General features: G+C 71.4%; 17 protein-coding genes and 1 tRNA gene. 10 read left to right on the top strand and 8 right to left on the bottom strand.

Features of this window, described 5'->3' with window-relative positions; all coding sequences use genetic code 11:
- Positions 1 to 9 precede the first annotated feature (9 nt).
- Positions 10 to 1,362 (top strand): hypothetical protein, encoded by a 1,353-nt coding sequence (locus ACFXMG_RS23860; RefSeq protein WP_383814376.1) that lies wholly within the window; start codon positions 10 to 12, stop codon positions 1,360 to 1,362.
- Positions 1,363 to 1,453: 91 nt separating this feature from the next.
- Here ACFXMG_RS23860 and ACFXMG_RS23855 read toward each other — a convergent pair whose 3' ends face one another.
- Both ACFXMG_RS23855 and ACFXMG_RS23850 read right to left on the bottom strand, forming a co-directional pair.
- Entirely contained in the window at positions 1,454 to 2,833 is a 1,380-nt protein-coding gene (locus ACFXMG_RS23855; protein WP_383814378.1) for a serine/threonine-protein kinase, read from the bottom strand.
- Positions 2,834 to 2,894: 61 nt separating this feature from the next.
- Complete coding sequence (locus ACFXMG_RS23850) at positions 2,895 to 3,446, bottom strand: DNA-binding protein (RefSeq protein ID WP_351105805.1); 552 nt, start codon at positions 3,444 to 3,446, stop codon at positions 2,895 to 2,897.
- A gap of 128 nt (positions 3,447 to 3,574) precedes the next feature.
- On the opposite strand from ACFXMG_RS23850, the gene ACFXMG_RS23845 reads away from it, so the two are divergent.
- Positions 3,575 to 3,647 (top strand) — tRNA-Ala (locus tag ACFXMG_RS23845).
- A 69-nt stretch (positions 3,648 to 3,716) separates the two neighbouring features.
- Here ACFXMG_RS23845 and ACFXMG_RS23840 read toward each other — a convergent pair.
- Genes ACFXMG_RS23840 through ACFXMG_RS23830 form a run of 3 tightly spaced genes read right to left on the bottom strand, consistent with a single transcriptional unit; the run spans position 3,717 to position 6,318 of the window.
- A complete protein-coding gene (locus tag ACFXMG_RS23840; RefSeq protein ID WP_383814380.1) occupies positions 3,717 to 4,148 on the bottom strand; it encodes a hypothetical protein in 432 nt (143 codons plus the stop codon).
- A 30-nt stretch (positions 4,149 to 4,178) separates the two neighbouring features.
- The gene (locus ACFXMG_RS23835) at positions 4,179 to 5,075 is read right to left on the bottom strand and encodes an RNA polymerase sigma-70 factor (protein ID WP_383814554.1); all 897 of its coding nucleotides are present in this window, start codon (positions 5,073 to 5,075) and stop codon (positions 4,179 to 4,181) included.
- A gap of 43 nt (positions 5,076 to 5,118) precedes the next feature.
- Positions 5,119 to 6,318, bottom strand: coding sequence for an NAD(P)/FAD-dependent oxidoreductase (locus tag ACFXMG_RS23830; RefSeq protein ID WP_383814382.1), 1,200 nt, complete (start codon positions 6,316 to 6,318; stop codon positions 5,119 to 5,121).
- A 330-nt stretch (positions 6,319 to 6,648) separates the two neighbouring features.
- Between ACFXMG_RS23830 and ACFXMG_RS23825 the strand changes: the two genes are divergently transcribed.
- Complete coding sequence (locus ACFXMG_RS23825) at positions 6,649 to 7,011, top strand: DUF6344 domain-containing protein (RefSeq protein ID WP_383814383.1); 363 nt, start codon at positions 6,649 to 6,651, stop codon at positions 7,009 to 7,011.
- A gap of 64 nt (positions 7,012 to 7,075) precedes the next feature.
- Here ACFXMG_RS23825 and ACFXMG_RS23820 read toward each other — a convergent pair whose 3' ends face one another.
- Positions 7,076 to 7,828, bottom strand: coding sequence for a DUF5324 family protein (locus ACFXMG_RS23820; protein ID WP_383814385.1), 753 nt, complete (start codon positions 7,826 to 7,828; stop codon positions 7,076 to 7,078).
- Between the two features lie 231 nt (positions 7,829 to 8,059).
- On the opposite strand from ACFXMG_RS23820, the gene ACFXMG_RS23815 reads away from it, so the two are divergent.
- A complete protein-coding gene (locus ACFXMG_RS23815; RefSeq protein WP_383814556.1) occupies positions 8,060 to 8,578 on the top strand; it encodes a peptidylprolyl isomerase in 519 nt (172 codons plus the stop codon).
- A 23-nt stretch (positions 8,579 to 8,601) separates the two neighbouring features.
- Positions 8,602 to 9,468, top strand: coding sequence for a rhomboid family intramembrane serine protease (locus tag ACFXMG_RS23810; RefSeq protein WP_383814387.1), 867 nt, complete (start codon positions 8,602 to 8,604; stop codon positions 9,466 to 9,468).
- 303 nt (positions 9,469 to 9,771) lie between these two features.
- Here ACFXMG_RS23810 and crgA read toward each other — a convergent pair whose 3' ends face one another.
- A complete protein-coding gene (crgA, locus tag ACFXMG_RS23805) occupies positions 9,772 to 10,026 on the bottom strand; it encodes a cell division protein CrgA (protein WP_030493743.1) in 255 nt (84 codons plus the stop codon).
- Positions 10,027 to 10,166: 140 nt separating this feature from the next.
- On the opposite strand from crgA, the gene ACFXMG_RS23800 reads away from it, so the two are divergent.
- The 5 genes from ACFXMG_RS23800 (at position 10,167) to ACFXMG_RS23780 (ending at position 13,743) form a co-directional block, all read left to right on the top strand.
- Positions 10,167 to 10,946, top strand: a complete 780-nt coding sequence (locus tag ACFXMG_RS23800) for a DUF881 domain-containing protein (RefSeq protein ID WP_383814389.1) — start codon at positions 10,167 to 10,169, stop codon at positions 10,944 to 10,946.
- Between the two features lie 90 nt (positions 10,947 to 11,036).
- On the top strand, positions 11,037 to 11,231 hold the full coding sequence (locus ACFXMG_RS23795) for a hypothetical protein (RefSeq protein ID WP_383814558.1): 195 nt from the start codon (positions 11,037 to 11,039) through the stop codon (positions 11,229 to 11,231).
- A complete protein-coding gene (locus ACFXMG_RS23790; protein WP_383814391.1) occupies positions 11,228 to 11,866 on the top strand; it encodes an aminodeoxychorismate/anthranilate synthase component II in 639 nt (212 codons plus the stop codon). Before ACFXMG_RS23795 ends, ACFXMG_RS23790 begins: the two co-directional genes overlap by 4 nt.
- On the top strand, positions 11,863 to 13,029 hold the full coding sequence (locus ACFXMG_RS23785) for a class E sortase (RefSeq protein WP_383814393.1): 1,167 nt from the start codon (positions 11,863 to 11,865) through the stop codon (positions 13,027 to 13,029). The genes ACFXMG_RS23790 and ACFXMG_RS23785 overlap by 4 nt, the downstream gene beginning before the upstream one ends.
- Before the next feature lie 36 nt (positions 13,030 to 13,065).
- Positions 13,066 to 13,743 (top strand): class E sortase, encoded by a 678-nt coding sequence (locus ACFXMG_RS23780; RefSeq protein ID WP_383814395.1) that lies wholly within the window; start codon positions 13,066 to 13,068, stop codon positions 13,741 to 13,743.
- Between the two features lie 86 nt (positions 13,744 to 13,829).
- On the opposite strand, the gene pknB is transcribed toward ACFXMG_RS23780, so the two are convergent.
- Positions 13,830 to 15,890, bottom strand: a complete 2,061-nt coding sequence (pknB, locus tag ACFXMG_RS23775) for a Stk1 family PASTA domain-containing Ser/Thr kinase (RefSeq protein ID WP_383814397.1) — start codon at positions 15,888 to 15,890, stop codon at positions 13,830 to 13,832.
- Positions 15,891 to 16,040 lie beyond the last annotated feature (150 nt).

Raw genomic sequence — 16,040 nt, 5'->3', positions numbered from 1 at the left:
GAGAAGCGCGTGAGCACGCAGGCGGGGGCCACGGCCGGGGACGGGACCGCGCGGCGGTGGAGGACGGCGTCCGGGGCGCGGAAGGCCGGGGCGCTCCTCACGGCCGCCGCCGCGGTGGGCACGCTCACCGCGCTGCCCGTGGCGCCCGCGTGGGCGGCCGAGGGCGCTCCCCTGCCCGCGTACGCCTTCGAGCCCTCGGCGCAGCGGATCGAGGGCGCCGGCTCCAGCGCCGACGCCGAGCCGATGGAGCCGGGCAGGACCTACCGGGACACCCTCAAGAAGGACGGCAAGGTCTACTACCGGCTCAACCTGGACACGGAGAAGAACGCGTACGTCTCCGCCGTCGCCGTCCCGAAGCCGGGCGGGAAGGCCGCGTACGGCGACGGGTTCCGGATCGCGATCCAGGACGGTTCCGGCGCCGAGTGCGGCTACCAGGAGGTCAACTTCGCGGCCGGCGAGTACGTCCGCCCGCTGGCCGGGTACGCGCGCCGGATCGTCCACCCGGACGAGTCCAGCTGCCAGAAGTCCGGTGCGTACTACGTGCTCGTCGAGCGGGAATCGGACGCCGCCTCCAGCCCGGACGACTGGGAGCTGGAGATCCAGCACGTCACCGAGCCGCTGCTGAAGAAGAACGGGCCGGACAAGCTGCCCGAGTCCTGGCCCTCGGGGACGCCCGCGCCGATCGCCCGCGCGTCACGGGACCGCCAGGGAGGGGACGGCTTCCACAAGGCCGTCTCCCTGGAGAAGGGCGAGTGGCGGGCGAACATCCGGCCCGGCCAGACGCTCTTCTGGCGGGTGCCGGTCGACTGGGGGCAGCAGCTGTTCGCCAGCGCCGAGCTGGGCAGCAGCTCCGCCGGCGACGACCTCGTCAGCAACGCGCTCGCGCTCGGGCTCGACAACCCGGCGCGCGGCTACGTCGACCTCCAGACGGTCAGCTACAGCGGCAAGCCCGCGACGGCCGCCCTCGACCCGCGGCGGCCCGTCGACCACAGGAACCGCTTCTCGTACGAGACCGCCACCAGGGGCATGGGGTTCGCCGGCTGGTACTACCTCACTGCCACGCTCAGCCCGGAGATCGCCGAGGAGTACGGGGACCAGGCCCTGCCGCTGATCCTGCGGGTCGACGTGACCGGCGAGAAGCAGGAGGGCCCCGGGTACGCGGGCGACCCGGGCATCTTCCAGGTGACGGCCGACGACCAGGAGGCCGCGGCCAGCGGTGCCACGGAGGCGGAGTCCGCGACCGACACCACGATGGTGGCCCTCGCCGCGGGCGGCCTCGGCCTCGGCACCGTCCTGCTCGTCGGCCTCGGCGCCTGGACCCTGCTGGCCCGCCGCGCGGCGGCGGCGGGGGCAGGGCGCTAGAGGAAGGGCCGGAGCCTCCAGGAACCGCCAGGACCCCCCTCAGGGCTTTCTGGGGCTCCTCAGGGCCCTTTCTGGGCCTCTCAGGACCGGCTCAGATCTGCGTCAGGGCCCAGAAGCCGACCGCGAGGGACACCAGCGCGAGCAGCAGCACCGGGACCGCCACCTTCGGGGGCGGTCCCGGACGGCGTTCGGGGGTCCTCGTCAGGGTCGGCTCAGGGATGGGGGCGGGAACCTGGTGGGGCTGAGCGGTGTATGGATTCGTAGGGGTGTGTGGAGCGGAGGGATCGAAGGGGGGAACGGGGTGGGTGACGACCGGCGGGGGCAGATGGAAGCTGCCCGTCTCGGAGGCCGAGGGCACGGGCTGGTACTGCTGCTGGTACGGGTTCTGCTGCGGCTGCTGGTACGGCTCCTGGTACGGCTCGCCGTACGTCCGCGGAGCCGGTACGGGCATGGGCGGTACGGCGATCGGCGGTACGGCTGCGGCCGCGGCGACCGGGACCGGCGGTACGGCTGCGGCCGCGGCGACCGGGACCGGCGGGGCGGTCGGCGGGGTGTCCTGGAGCGGCGGCGGGGTGTCCTGGAGCGGGCGGGCGAGCGGGCCCTCGGGGCCGAAGCCGGCCGGCAGCGGGCCGAGTTGGTCGAAGATCTCCACCGGCTCCTCGCCGCCCTCCGGCTCGGGCAGCATCTCCACGGCGGCGCTCAGCGCCTTCCGCGCGCCCGTGGCCGTCCGGAAGCGGGCCTGCGGGTCGGGCTGGAGCAGCCCGGCCAAGACCTGCCACAGCGGCTCCGGGACGCTCGCGGGCGCCGGCGGGGTGCCGTGGTTCAGGAAGTGCTCCATGAGGGCCTGGGAGTCCGGCCGGGTGCCGTGCAGCAGATAGAGCGCGACCAGCCCGACGGCGTACAGGTCCGCCGTGAAGTCGGGCTCGGCGCCGAGGAGTTGCTCGGGAGCGAAGTAACCGGGCGTGCCCACCACGTAGTTGGTCTCGGTGAGCCGGGGTTCGCCCTTGCGCATCGAGATGCCGAAGTCCGACAGGCGCAGGTGCGGACGGCCCGTCCCGGTGGCCTCCATCAGGATGTTGGCCGGCTTGATGTCCCGGTGGACGACGCCCTCCGCGTGCACCGTCGCCAGGCCCGAGAGCAGTTGGTCGAGGAGGGCGCAGACATAGCGGGGCGGGAGCGGGCCGTAGTCGCCGATGACATGGGCGAGCGAGCCGCCGGAGATCAGGTCCATCGTGAAGAGGACCTTGTCGTCGTCGGCGGCCCAGCTGGCCGGGGCGAGGACGTGCGGGTGGTCGATCCGCAGCGCCTGTTCCCGGACGAAGCGGAGCAGCGTGTGGGCGTCGCTCTGCTGGAGCACCTTCGCCGCCACATAGCGGCGGCGGCGGTGGTCCCAGGCGCGCCAGACCGCGCCGGCCCCGCCCCGCCCGATCGGATCGATCAGCTCGTACCTGCCGGCGAAGACCTCACCCATCGCGCTGCGCCCGCTCCCCGTCCGTCGTCAGTCGTCAGTCAGTCAGCCGTGCGTGCCCGTGTCAGTTCTGGTGCGACTCGTAGTGGGCGACCGCGTCGGCGGTGCGCCCGGCGCCGTACACCCGGAGGAACTCTGCCAGTTCCGGGTGGGCCGGGGCGAGGGAATCCGCGGCGTCGATGATGTCCCCCGCGGCGGCCACGGAGCGCAACAGCGACTGGATCTCGCGGACCACGCGGCGCACGGTCGGGGCGCCGGATCCGTTGGTGGTCTGGCCGCTGGTGCCGGTCAGGACGGAGCCGCCCTGGGACTTCTTGATCTCGTCCATGCGGTCGGTGGCCTCGGCGGCGCTGACGCTGCCGTCCGCGACCTGCACGGCGAGCTCCTGGAGGGCCTGGACGCGCTGGACCACGGCCGGGTTGCCGATCTTGGCGCGCTGGCCGCTCATGAGCTGGGAGAGCATGGGCGCGGAGAGCCCGAGCACGGCGGCCAGCCTGGCCTGATTGAGCCCGAGATCGTCGATCAGCCGACGGAAGAGCGCCCCCAGCGGCTCCCCGTACCAACTGCGCTGAAGCTCTCTGGCTCTTGCCGTGGCTTCCTGCTGCGCTGCGTCCATCACTTCTCCCCATCCCTGGGGTTCGCCACTGCGAACCTCGGTCAGCATCTTACGGAGCGTGGTCGTTCATCGGGAGACCCCACCTTTTGCCCGAGACGGGGGGAGAACCGGTACGCTGTCCTCGTTCCGGGGCCTTAGCTCAGTTGGTAGAGCGCTGTCTTTGCATGGCAGATGTCAGGGGTTCGACTCCCCTAGGCTCCACCGGACGAAGAAGCCCCTCCGACCTGCGGGAACGCAGGACGGAGGGGCTTCTCGCCGTTCGGGCCGGGGTCAGGTGGTCCGGGGGACCTCCCCGCGCGTGCGGGGGCCGGCGGAGACGGTCAGGACGCGGGCCAGGTCCAGGGTGCTCAGGACGACCATGGCGATGCCCAGGGGCACGTGGAACTCGGGCAGGTGGGCTATGCCCAGGATGACCTGGACGGTGGCGAGGGCCAGCAGGCCGGAGGCGTACAGGATCGGCCGGGGGCTGCCGCCGCCCGGGCGCCAGGCCACGATCGCGGCCACCACGTACAGCATCGAGGCGCCGTACATCACCCGGGAGCCGACGTCGTGGAGCATCGCGCCCTGGGAGGAGACGAGCAGGGCGCCGGAGGTGCCCGCCTGGAAGAAGAGGGCCAGGGTCTGGAGGGCGACCGCGGCTCTGACGGTCCTGTGGAAGCCGGTGCCGGCGCGCGTGGCGGTCGCCGTGGTCCGTCCGGACATGTCGGGGTCCTTTTCCGTGGTGGGTGGGTGTCAGCGGAGGGTGAGGGAGGTCTCGGCCATGACGTGGGTGAGCTTCTCGGGGTTGCGGACGTAGTAGAGGCCGCTGATCCGGCCGCCCTCGACCCGCATCGCCATCACGCCGTCCAGCTCGCCGTCGAGGTGCACGGCGAGCGCCGGGGCGCCGTTGACGACGGTGAGTTCGGTGGTGACCACGGCTTCGGCCTTGAGGGAACCGCCCAGGTAGAAGCGGGTCACCTTCTCGGCGCCGACGACCGGGCGGAGCGCGGCCCGCTTGATGCCGCCGCCGTCGCTGACGAGCACGACGTCGGGGGCGAGCAGGTTCAGGAAGTCCTGCGGGTCGCGGGTCTCCAGCGCCTGCCGGAAGGACTCCACGGCCGCCCGCGCCTCGCGGGCCGAGACCGTGGTGCGGGGGCGCCGGGCGTCGACGTGCCGGCGGGCGCGGTGGGCGATCTGGCGGACGGCGGCCGGGGTCTTGTCGACGGCCGCCGCGATCTCGTCGTACCCCACCTCGAAGACCTCGCGCAGGACGAAGACGGCCCGCTCGGTCGGGGTGAGGGTCTCCAGGACCAGCATCATCGCCATGGACACGGACTCGGTGAGCTCGACGTCCTCGGCCACGTCCGGCGCGGTGAGCAGCGGTTCGGGCAGCCACTGCCCGACGTACGCCTCCCGGCGGCGCTGCACGGTGCGCAGCCGGTTGAGGGCCTGGCGGGTGGTGATGCGCACGAGGTACGCCCGCTGGTCGCGGACCTGCGCCAGGTCGACGCCGGTCCAGCGGAGCCAGGTCTCCTGGAGGACGTCCTCGGCGTCGGCGGCCGAGCCGAGCATCTCGTAGGCCACCGTGAAGAGCAGGTTGCGGTGGGCGACGAAGGTCTCGGTCGCCGGGTCCGTGGTGTGCTCGCTGATCATGCTTCCGTCTCCCCGTGGTTCGGTGTGTCCGGACCGGCGGTCAGACCGCGTGCTCGGGGGTGTCCGTGGTGCGGACCGCGCGCTCCCGCAGCCGCTGCGGCCGGTGCTTGCCGTCCTTGGGCCAGGAGTGCGCACCGGGCTTGCGGGCTTCCTCGGTCAGGTGCTTGACGCTGAGCGCGCAGCCGAGTTCCTTGAGCTTCGCCCCCGCCCGCCCGCCGACGTAGATTCTCATCGCCCGGTCGTCCTTGTGGGCGATCTGGAAGATCGCCGTTCGACGCCCGAAGCTGAGGCACATCGCGTGGAACGCCAGGTCGACGGGCTCGGGGCGGGTGCCCGCGATGCGGGCCAGCACCGTGTCGGCGGCGTGCGCGCCGAGGCAGCCGGCGACGTAGGCGCTCATCCGGAAGGGCAGGTCGGAGGGGGCCGCGCAGTCCCCGGCCGCGACGATCCGCTCGTCGTCGACGCTGGTGAGGGTCTCGTCGGTGAGCAGGCGCCCGGCGGCGTCGGTGCTCAGCCCGCTGCGGACGGCCAGGTCGGGGACGTCGAAACCGGCGGTCCAGACGGCGAGCCCGCCGGTCACCGTGCGCCCGTCGGCGAGGCGGACGGCCTCCGCCGTCATCTCCGTGACCTTGGTGCCGGGGCCGTCGAGTACGGTGACGCCGAGGGCGGCGAACCGCCGGGCGGCCGAGCGCCGCGCCGCGGGGTGCAGGTAGGGGCCGAGGACCCCGCCGCAGACCAGCGTCACCGGGCGGCCGCCCTCGGCGAGTTCGGCGGCGGTCTCGATGCCGGTCGGGCCGGCGCCGACGACGGTGACCGGGACCCCGGCGGGCAGGGCCGTGACGGCCGCCCGCAGCCGCTCGGCGGATTCCAGTTCGGCGACGTGGTGGGCGTGCTCGGCGACGCCGGGGACGGCCGGCCGGGCGCCGGTGCTGCCGACGGCGTAGATCAGGTGGTCGTAGTCGAGCGTGGCACCCGACTCCAGGGTCACCACGCGCGCGTGGGCGTCGATCCGGGCCACGGAGTCGACGACCAGCCGGACGCGCTCCGCCAGGACCTCCTCGTACGGGACGACGGCGGAGTGGCTGCCGCCGACCAGCTGGTGGAGGCGGAGCCGGGGGACGAACGACGGACGGGGGTTGACGACCGTCACGGTCACGTCGGCGCGCTGGGTGAGTCGGTCGGCCGCCATGACACCGGCGTATCCGCCGCCGATCACGACCACTTCGGTGTTCCCGCCCATGGTGTCTCCTCCGTCTTCAGGGGTTCGACCTCAAGACACCGCGGGGTCGTCGCCTGTGACGTGACAGGGCGGGGATGTGACGTGGATCACCGAAGAGAGGTTCGGAGGGGGCGGAACGGGTCCGGAATGGGCGGTATTGATCCGGACGGGTGGTGTTCATCGGAAGAACTGCGCGGCGGCGGCGTCGCTCCGCCGGATCCGGGGGCCCGTACAGATCATGAGAAAGGTATGGAAAGCACGCAACCCGAAATGAACCGTTCGGGAAGCGCGCCTTTCTCCGTACGACGCGTACGACCCCGTAGAACGCCACGCACACGAAAGTGAGGGGCCATGGCCACCGCCAAGGTCAAGCAGTTCTGGACCGCCTTCATCTCCGTCCTCTTCGCCCTGCTCGCCTCCGTCGGCCTCGCGGCCCCCGCCGCCGCCCACGGCCAGGTCCCGGTGACCCAGCCCGAGGAGCCGGCCGCCCCCGCCGCCCCGGTGGCCGCGGAGCGCGCCGCGACCGTCGTGGCACAGAGGCAGGCGGAACCCTGGGTGCCGGTCCGGCGCGGCTCGCTGCCGCCCACGATCAAGCAGCGCATCGGCGCCGAGGCGCACGGCTCCGCGCCCGCCGCACGCACGCTCCGCGCCACCGCGCCGCTCGCGAGCGACCCCGCCGCGCTGACGCGGCTGGCGCTCGCGACGGCCGCCTAGGGTGCGGGGAGAGCATTCCCTCCCGGCACCCCAGCCCGCCCGGAACGATCGGAACGGCCCCAGATCAGCGGCGCTCGTCGGGCTCCGTGGACTCGGTCTCCGTCTCCGCCTCGATCCCGGACACGGTCCCGGTCTCGACCTCCACGTCGCCCCCGGACTCCGCGACCACGCTCGTACCGGCCTCGGCCTCCGCGCCAGTGAAGACCTCCGACGCGGACGGCATGCCCGAGCCCTCGTCCATCTCCGTGGGAGCGGGCGGCTCGACCAGCCAGTCGGGGTTGGCCTGCTTGTCCCACCACTTCCAGGCGGCGAAAGCGCCGCCGACCAGCACGCCGAGCACGGCGAGCCCCTTGACGAGACGCCCGGCCCTGGCCCGGCGCTCCTGCTTCCTCACGATCTTCCGGACGTCGTCCGGCGTCACCTGACCGCGCAGCGCGGCCCAGGCGGCAGTGGAACGCGACCCGGCCTCCTCCAGGACGGGACCGGTCGCGGCGACCGCGTGCTCGACACGCGGAACGGTGTAGTCGGCCACCTGATGGGCGACCGAGCGGGTCCGAGCCGCGGCGCGATGCGCGGCGTCGTCGACCCGCGGCGGCACGTGCGGCGCCACATGCGCGGCGTACTGCACACGCGCCTGCGCGCGTGCCTGCCGAGCTGCGCTCGACACCCTGGGTGCGAGCCGCACCCGCGCCTCCTGCGCATAGTGCGCGGCCTGGTCCTTGGCCGTGCCGGCGTACGGCGCCACCACGTCCGCGGCGTGCAGGACGCTTTCCTTCGCCGAATCCGTAGCGGCGCGCACGCTGTCCATGCGAGTCACGGGTTCCTCCTCCTCGGTGGCGAGCGATGTCGGTTTTTCACCTTTCCATCCTTTTCGGCATCATGCCTGCCGGAGCGAAGTCCGGCATGCGGGGCTGGCATCCGGGGCATGCGGGGGATGCGGGCGGGCCGCGACGGGCATGCGAGGATCGACTCGCCAGAGCCGCGGACGCGTGAGGCGATCCGTTCCGCGGTGTGACGCACGACCAGGGAGGGAAGGCGGACCGTGGCCATGCCGTACGCGATCCTCAAGACCAGCGCGGGCGACATCGAGGTGCGCCTGATGCCGTTCCACGCGCCGAAGACGGTGCGGAACTTCGTCGAGCTCGCCTCGGGCGAGCGGGAGTGGACCCACCCGGCCACCGGCCAGGTCTCCACCGACCCCCTCTACGACGGCACGGTCTTCCACCGGGTCATCGGCGGCTTCATGATCCAGGGCGGCGACCCGCTGGGGACCGGCACGGGCGGCCCCGGGTACGAGTTCGCCGACGAGTTCCACCCCGAGCTGTGGTTCGACCGGCCGTACCTGCTGGCGATGGCCAACGCGGGGCCGGGCACCAACGGCTCCCAGTTCTTCATCACGGTCGGCCCCGCGACCTGGCTGAACCGCAAGCACACCATCTTCGGCGAGGTGGCGGACCTGAAGAGCCGCGCTGTCGTGGACGCCATCGCGGCGGTCGCCACCGACGCGCAGACCCAGCGGCCGCTGACGGACGTCGTGGTCGAGTCCGTGGTGATCGAGCAGCGCTGACCGGGAAGGACGGGACCCCGCCCATGGACGCGCAGTCCGGACTGCCGCACTGCTACCGCCATCCCGGCACCGAGACGGGCATCCGCTGCACGCGCTGCGAGAAGCCCATCTGCCCGGAGTGCATGATCTCCGCCTCCGTCGGCTTCCAGTGCCCCGACTGCGTCCGCAGCGGCTCGGGCACCGGGCACGCGGCCGGCGCCAACCAGGCCAGGACGCTCGCGGGCGGCCGGGTCAGGACCGACGACCGGCTGATCACCAAGATCCTCATCGGGATCAACGTGCTGGTCTACGTCTTCGTGCTGATCGGCGGCGACCGGTTCGTCGACGAGTTCGTGCTGATCGGGTACGCGTACAACCCGATGCTCGGCGAGGTCGTCGGGGTCGCGGACGGCGAGTGGTACCGCCTGCTCACCTCCACGGTCCTGCACCAGGAGCCGTGGCACATCCTCTTCAACCTGCTGGGCCTGTGGGTGATCGGCGGGATCGTCGAGCCCGAGCTGGGCCGGTCCCGGTACGCCCTGCTGTGCCTGCTCTCCGGCCTGTCCGGCTCGGTCCTGGCCTATGCGGTCGCCACCCCGAACCAGCCCTCGCTGGGCGCCTCTGGCGTCGTCTACGGCCTCATCGGAGCCTGGGTGGTGCTGGCCCGCAGGCGGCGGCACGACATGCGGCCGGTGGTCCTCTTCGTGGCCCTGTCCCTGCTGATGACGTTCACCCGTCCGGGGATCTCCTGGGAGGCACACGTCGGTGGACTGGTGGCCGGCGTGCTGGTGACGTACGCGCTCGTGCAGGCGCCCCGGACCCGCCGGGAGCTGATCCAGTACGGCGCCTGTGGACTGCTGCTGCTGATCGACACGGGCGTCGCGGTGGCCCGGACGCTGACGCTCACCTGAGCGCGGGAGGCTGTGGACGAGCTGGGGATGTGAGCTTTCCCCAGAGTTATCCACAGTGCGTGGCGAGTTCTCCCCACCACGGTGGGTACGACGGAGCCCCCTACCTCTGACCTGGGATTTCTCCCGAGAGGTAGGGGGCTTCGGTCTCTTGTGGACAGTCGTTCGCGGTCGTACCGGCGTCAACTCGGTGTGAGTTATCCACAGATCTTCGTAAGTTATCCAGTGCTGTGCACAACGCTGTGGATAAACTCTGGGGTGAGCTTGACGGCAGACGGGCGGACCCGCTAAGCGCCGCTAAGGCGCTCACTTCCACTGCGTGGAGACACCGAAGCCGGCGGCGATGAAACCGAAGCCGACCACGATGTTCCAGTTCCGGATCGACTCGATCGGAAGCGAACCGTCGGTGACGTAGAAGACCACGATCCACACCAGACCGATGGCGAACAGGGCCAGCATCACCGGGGCGACCCAGCTGCGGTTCGTCAGTTTGATGTTGGCGGCCTGCTTCGCCGGCGGGGGCGTGTAGTCGGCCTTCTTGCGGATCCGTGACTTCGGCACGAGGGACTCTCCTGTCGATGCGCTGCGTGACCGCGCAGGGAACTGTGGCTGTCGCCGGGATGTGACGTAGCAGGTCGACTGCGCCCCCCGGGCGTCCGTTAGCGTAGTGCTTCCGCGGCGCAGAAGGGGATCAGGGTACGTTGAGCAATTCCGCCGGTACTCCGGGCGAACCCCCCGCCGGGCAGGGTCGCGCCACCCGATGGCGCCCCGTCCGGCTCCTCACCCTTGCCGTCTTCGCCCTCGCCGGACTTCTCTTCGTCACCAGCTTCAACACCGCCAAGGGTACGAACATCCGCACGGACGCGTCCCTGCTGCGGCTCTCCGACCTCATCGAGGAACGCAGCCACAAGAACGCCGGCCTCGACGAGTCCACCGCCGCCCTGCGCGGCGAGGTCGACACGCTCGCCGCCCGCGACGACGGCTCGACGGCCGCCGAGGACCGCCGCCTCAAGGCCCTGGAGACCGCCGCCGGCACCACCGAGATCTCCGGCACCGGGCTCACCGTCACGCTCGACGACGCCCCGCCGGACGCCCAGGCCGCCCCCGGCTACCCCGAGCCGCAGGCCAACGACCTGGTCATCCACCAGCAGGACCTCCAGGCCGTCGTCAACGCCCTCTGGGAGGGCGGCGCCGAAGGCATCCGCGTCATGGACCAGCGGCTCATCTCCACCAGCGCGGTCCGCTGCGTCGGCAACACCCTGATCCTCCAGGGCCGCGTCTACTCGCCCCCGTACAAGATCACCGCCGTCGGTGACCGGGGGAAGCTCGACAAGGCCCTCGCGGACTCCCCGGCGCTCCAGAACTACCAGCTGTACGTCAAGGCGTACGGGCTCGGCTGGAAGGTCGACGACCACAAGAACGTGACGCTGCCCGGCTACACCGGAGCGGTCGACCTCCACCACGCCAAGCCCGCCGCGTAGCCGTCCGCGCGGCCGTCCCCGGGGTCGTTCACGGACAGTTGTCCACAGGCTTCGGACAGCTTCCCCCCGACGGGGCCCCCGACCCGTACTCTGGTGCCCGTAACGAACGGAAGGGGCGACGACGTGTACGGCTGGATCTGGCGGCATCTGCCGGGCAACGCGTTCGTGCGGGCGCTGATCTCCCTCGCACTGGTCCTCGGGACCGTCTATGTCCTCTTCCAGTACGTGTTCCCCTGGGCGGAGCCTCTGCTTCCGTTCAACGATGTGACGGTGGACGGCCAGTGAACGCGCGCATTCTCGTCGTCGACAACTACGACAGCTTCGTCTTCAACCTCGTGCAGTACCTCTACCAGCTCGGTGCCGAGTGCGAAGTGCTCCGCAACGACGAGGTGGAACTGAGCCACGCCCAGGACGGCTTCGACGGCGTCCTGCTGTCGCCGGGCCCCGGCGGCCCCGAGGGCGCCGGCGTCTGCATCGAGATGGTGCGCCACTGTGCCGCCACCGGTGTGCCGATCTTCGGCGTCTGCCTCGGCATGCAGTCGATGGCCGTGGCGTACGGCGGTGTGGTCAACCGCGCCCCCGAGCTGCTGCACGGCAAGACCTCGCCCGTCGTTCACGAGGGCCAGGGCGTCTTCACCGGCCTCCCCTCGCCGTTCACGGCCACCCGCTACCACTCGCTCGCCGCCGAGCCGACCGTCCTGCCCGCCGAGCTCGAAGTGACCGCGCGGACCGAGGACGGCATCATCATGGGCCTCCGCCACCGGGACCTGCCGGTCGAGGGTGTCCAGTTCCACCCCGAGTCGGTGCTCACCGAGCACGGCCACCGGATGCTCGCCAACTGGCTCGTGCAGTGCGGAGACGAGGGAGCGGTCGACCGGTCGGCGGGGCTCGCGCCGGTGGTGGGCAAGGCCGTCGCGTGACCACGGGCTCGCCGTGGTTCCGGGCCTCCGAGCAGCCCGGCGCCGAGCCGATACCCGAGGGGCAGGGACCCCAGCCGTACGAGCAGAGCCCGTACGGCTACGAGCACCAGGGCCCGTACCCGTATCCGTACCAGACCGCGCCCGAGCCCGAGCCCGCGTACGGGAGTCAGCCCGTAGCCGGGAACGGGCCCGCGTACACATACGAGGCGCCGCGTGTAGCGTCTCAGGAGGCCGCGTACGCGCCCGTACGCGAGCCGTACGGGGCCGATGAGACCCGGGAGCTGCCCGAGGTCGCCGAGGCGGCCCCGAGGCCCGTGGAGCCCCTTCCCGGGCCGGGACGGGCCGAGCGGCGCCGGGCCGCCGCCAAGCAGGGCCGCGGCAAGGGCCGCCGCGCCGCCGGACCGGCCCCCGAGACCGACGGCGAGCCGGGCGGCGCCGCCGCCGAGCGGCCGCTCTCGCGGGTCGAGGCCCGCCGCGCCGCCCGGGAGGCCAAGGCCGCCAAGGACAGCGTCGGCGTCGTCGTCGGCGAGCTGTTCATCACCCTCGGCGTCGTCATGCTCCTCTTCGTCGCCTACCAGCTGTGGTGGACCAACGTCCTCGCCGGGCAGGAGACCAACCAGGCCAAGGAGCGGATCGAGGACACCTGGGCCAAGGGCGAGAGCAAGCCGGACGTCTTCGCCCCCGGCGAGGGCTTCGCCATCATGTACATCCCCAAGCTCGACGTCGTCGTCCCCGTCGCCGAGGGCATCAGCAAGCCGAAGGTCCTCGACAAGGGCATGGTCGGCCACTACGGCGCGGGCAGGCTCAAGACCGCCATGCCCTCGGACAAGCAGGGCAACTTCGCGGTCGCCGGCCACCGCAACACCCACGGCGAGCCCTTCCGGTACATCAACCGGCTCCAGCCCGGCGACCCGATCGTGGTCGAGACCCAGGACGCCTATTACACCTACGAGATGGCGAGCATCCTGCCGCAGACCGCGCCCTCGAACATCTCCGTGATCGACCCGATCCCGAAGGGCTCCGGCTTCACGGAGCCCGGCCGCTACATCACGCTGACCACCTGCACGCCCGAGTTCACCAGCACCTACCGCATGATCGTGTGGGGAAAGCTGGTCGAGGAGCGGCCGCGCAGCAAGGGAAAGCCGACCGCGCTCGTAGGCTGAGACCCCACACCTCCAGAAGGGACGAGGGCCGACTCAGTGTCACGCGCGCGCAACCGGATCGCCGGGCTCATCAGCGTCTTCGGTGAACTCCTCATCACAGCCGGCCTCGTGCTCGGACTCTTCGTCGCCTACTCGCTGTGGTGGACGAACGTCCTCGCCGACCGGGCCGCCGACAAGGAAGGCGCCCAGGTCCGCGGCGAGTGGGCCGACCCGGGCCCCGGCGCCCTCGACACCAAGGGCGGGCTCGGCTTCCTCCACGTCCCCGCCTTCGGCGGCGAGGAGATCCTCGTGAAGCGGGGCACCGACAGCGACATACTCAACAACGGCGTCGCCGGCTACTACACGGAACCCGTCAAGTCGGCCCTCCCGCAGGACAAGCAGGGCAACTTCACGCTCGCCGCCCACCGGGACGGTCACGGAGCCAAGTTCCACAACATCCACAAGTTGAAGAACGGCGATCCGATCGTCTTCGAGTCCAAGGACACCTGGTACGTCTACAAGGTCTACAAGACCCTGCCGGAGACCACGAAGTACAACGTGAACGTCCTCCAGCCGGTCCCCGAGGAGTCCGGCAGGACCGAGGCCGGCCGGTACATCACCCTCACCACCTGCACCCCCATGTACACCTCGGACTACCGCTACATCGTCTGGGGCGAACTGGCCCGCACCGAGAAGGTCGACGCGAACCGCACCCCGCCGGCCGAACTCCGCTGAACCGAGGGGGGAAAAGGGGAGAGCCCCGGAGCCTGTGAAGGCTCCGGGGCTCTCCCCTTGCGCGAGGCGGGGCGGGGCGGTGGCGGTTAGTCGAACCAGCCGCCGATGTTGCTCTCGCCGCCGTTGCCGTTGCCGTTGTTGTCGCCGTTGTTGTCACCGGTGGGCGGCTGGCCGCCGTTGTCGCCGCCACCGCCGTCCACGGTGAACAGGGTGACGGTCTCGCCCTGCTTGACGGGCTGGCCCGCCGGCGGGTTCGACTGCGCGATCCGGGCGTCGTCCTTGTCGACACCGATGACCACGACGGTCACGCCCTGGCCCTGGAGCAGGTCCCGGACCTCCTTGAGCGGCTTGCCCACGATGTCCGCGGGGATCGTGATCTGCGGCACCGCCGGGCCCTTCGAGACCTTCAGGGTGATCTCGACGTCCAGCGTCTGGTTGGTGTTGCCCGGAGGGTTCTGCTCGACGACCGTGCCCTTGGGCTGGTCGCTGTCGACCTCTTCCTGCTTCACGTTGGTGAACTGGAGGCCGTTCAGCTGCTGGAGCGCCAGGCTGATGTCGCGGCTGGTCACCTCGGGCAGGTTCGTCAGCTTCTTCTTGGCGACGGTGAGGGTCACCTCGGAGTTCTTCTCGGCCTTGGTGCCGTTCTGCGGGTTCTGCCGCAGGACGGTGCCCGGGTCGTCGTCGGACTCCTCCTCCTCGACCTTGACCTTGAAGCCCTTGCTCTCCAGGGACTGCTTGGCCCGCTCCAGCGACTGCTCCTGGACGTCCGGGACCTCCACGAGCGGGGCGCCTTCGGAGACCCACACCTGGATCGTGCCGTTGACGTCCATCTTCTGGATGTTGTCGGAGACCGGGTTCTGGCGGCAGATCGAGCCCGCGGGCTGATCGCAGCGCTCCTTGCCCGCCTCCTGCACCGTCACCTGGGCGTTGACGGCGTCGCGCTGGGCGTCGGCCAGCTTCTGGCCGACGAACTGCGGCACCGTCGTCTGCTGCGGGGTGTCGGTGGTGTCCATGAGGTACCGGGCGATGAAGATCGCGCCGACCAGCACCAGGACACCGCAGAGCGCCAGCAGGATCGTCGAGGCGTTCGACTTCTTCTGGCCACCGCGGCGGCGGTCCGGACGGTCGTCATACCCGTCGTACCCGCCGTAGCCCCCGCCGTCCGGCGGGACCGGCGGCATCATCGAGGTCTGGCCGACCGGGTCGGCCTGGCGCAGCGCCGTGGTCGGCTGGTCCTCCGGCGGGTAGCCGTAGCCGTTGTACGCCTGGGCGCCCGCCATCCCCATCGCGGCGGCGGCCGCGACCGGCTGCCCGTCGAGGCACGCCTCGATGTCCGCGCGCATCTCGTCGGCGGACTGGTAGCGGTAGTCGGGGTCCTTGACCAGCGCCTTCAGGACGATGGCGTCCATCTCGGGCGTGATCTCGGCGTCGAAGTTGCTCGGCTGCTGCGGCTCTTCCCGGACGTGCTGGTAGGCGACGGCCACGGGGGAGTCGCCGATGAACGGCGGCCGGACGGTGAGCAGTTCGTAGAGCAGGCAGCCGGTGGAGTACAGGTCGGAACGGGCGTCGACCTGCTCGCCCTTGGCCTGCTCCGGCGAGAGGTACTGGGCGGTGCCGATGACCGCGGCGGTCTGCGTCATGGTCATGCCCGCGTCGCCCATGGCGCGCGCGATGCCGAAGTCCATGACCTTGACCTGGCCGGTGCGGGTCAGCATCACGTTCGCCGGCTTGATGTCGCGGTGCACGATGCCGGCGCGGTGCGAGTACTCCAGGGCCTGGAGGATGCCTACGGTCATCTCCAGGGTGCGCTCGGGCAGCAGCTTGCGGCCGGAGTGCAGCAGCTCGCGCAGCGTCGACCCGTCGACGTACTCCATCACGATGTACGGGATGGAGACCCCGTCGACGTAGTCCTCGCCGGTGTCGTAGACGGCGACGATCGCCGGGTGGTTCAGGGAGGCGGCGGACTGTGCCTCGCGGCGGAACCGGGCCTGGAAGGACGGGTCACGGGCCAGGTCGGCCCGCAGCGTCTTCACGGCGACGGTGCGGCCGAGCCGGGTGTCCTGGGCGAGGTACACCTCGGCCATGCCACCACGGCCGAGCACCGAGCCCAGCTCGTACCGGCCGCCGAGGCGACGCGGCTCTTCCATAGCTAATCCAGCCCTCTCCGTCTGTCCCGACCGCACCCATGGGTGGTCCGGCGGTGTGTGCTGTCCGCGCATACGGTACCGGCCCGGAAGAGCCGTACCGCGCGCGGAGGGCAGCTGATACCTGACCGGTACCTGGCAGGCACCGGCCCT

The organism is Streptomyces sp. NPDC059201 (assembly GCF_042754585.1).
GTDB lineage: Bacteria > Actinomycetota > Actinomycetes > Streptomycetales > Streptomycetaceae > Streptomyces.
Note: the sequence above shows the minus strand (reverse complement) of the source record. Positions and strands in the feature narration are given on the sequence as shown.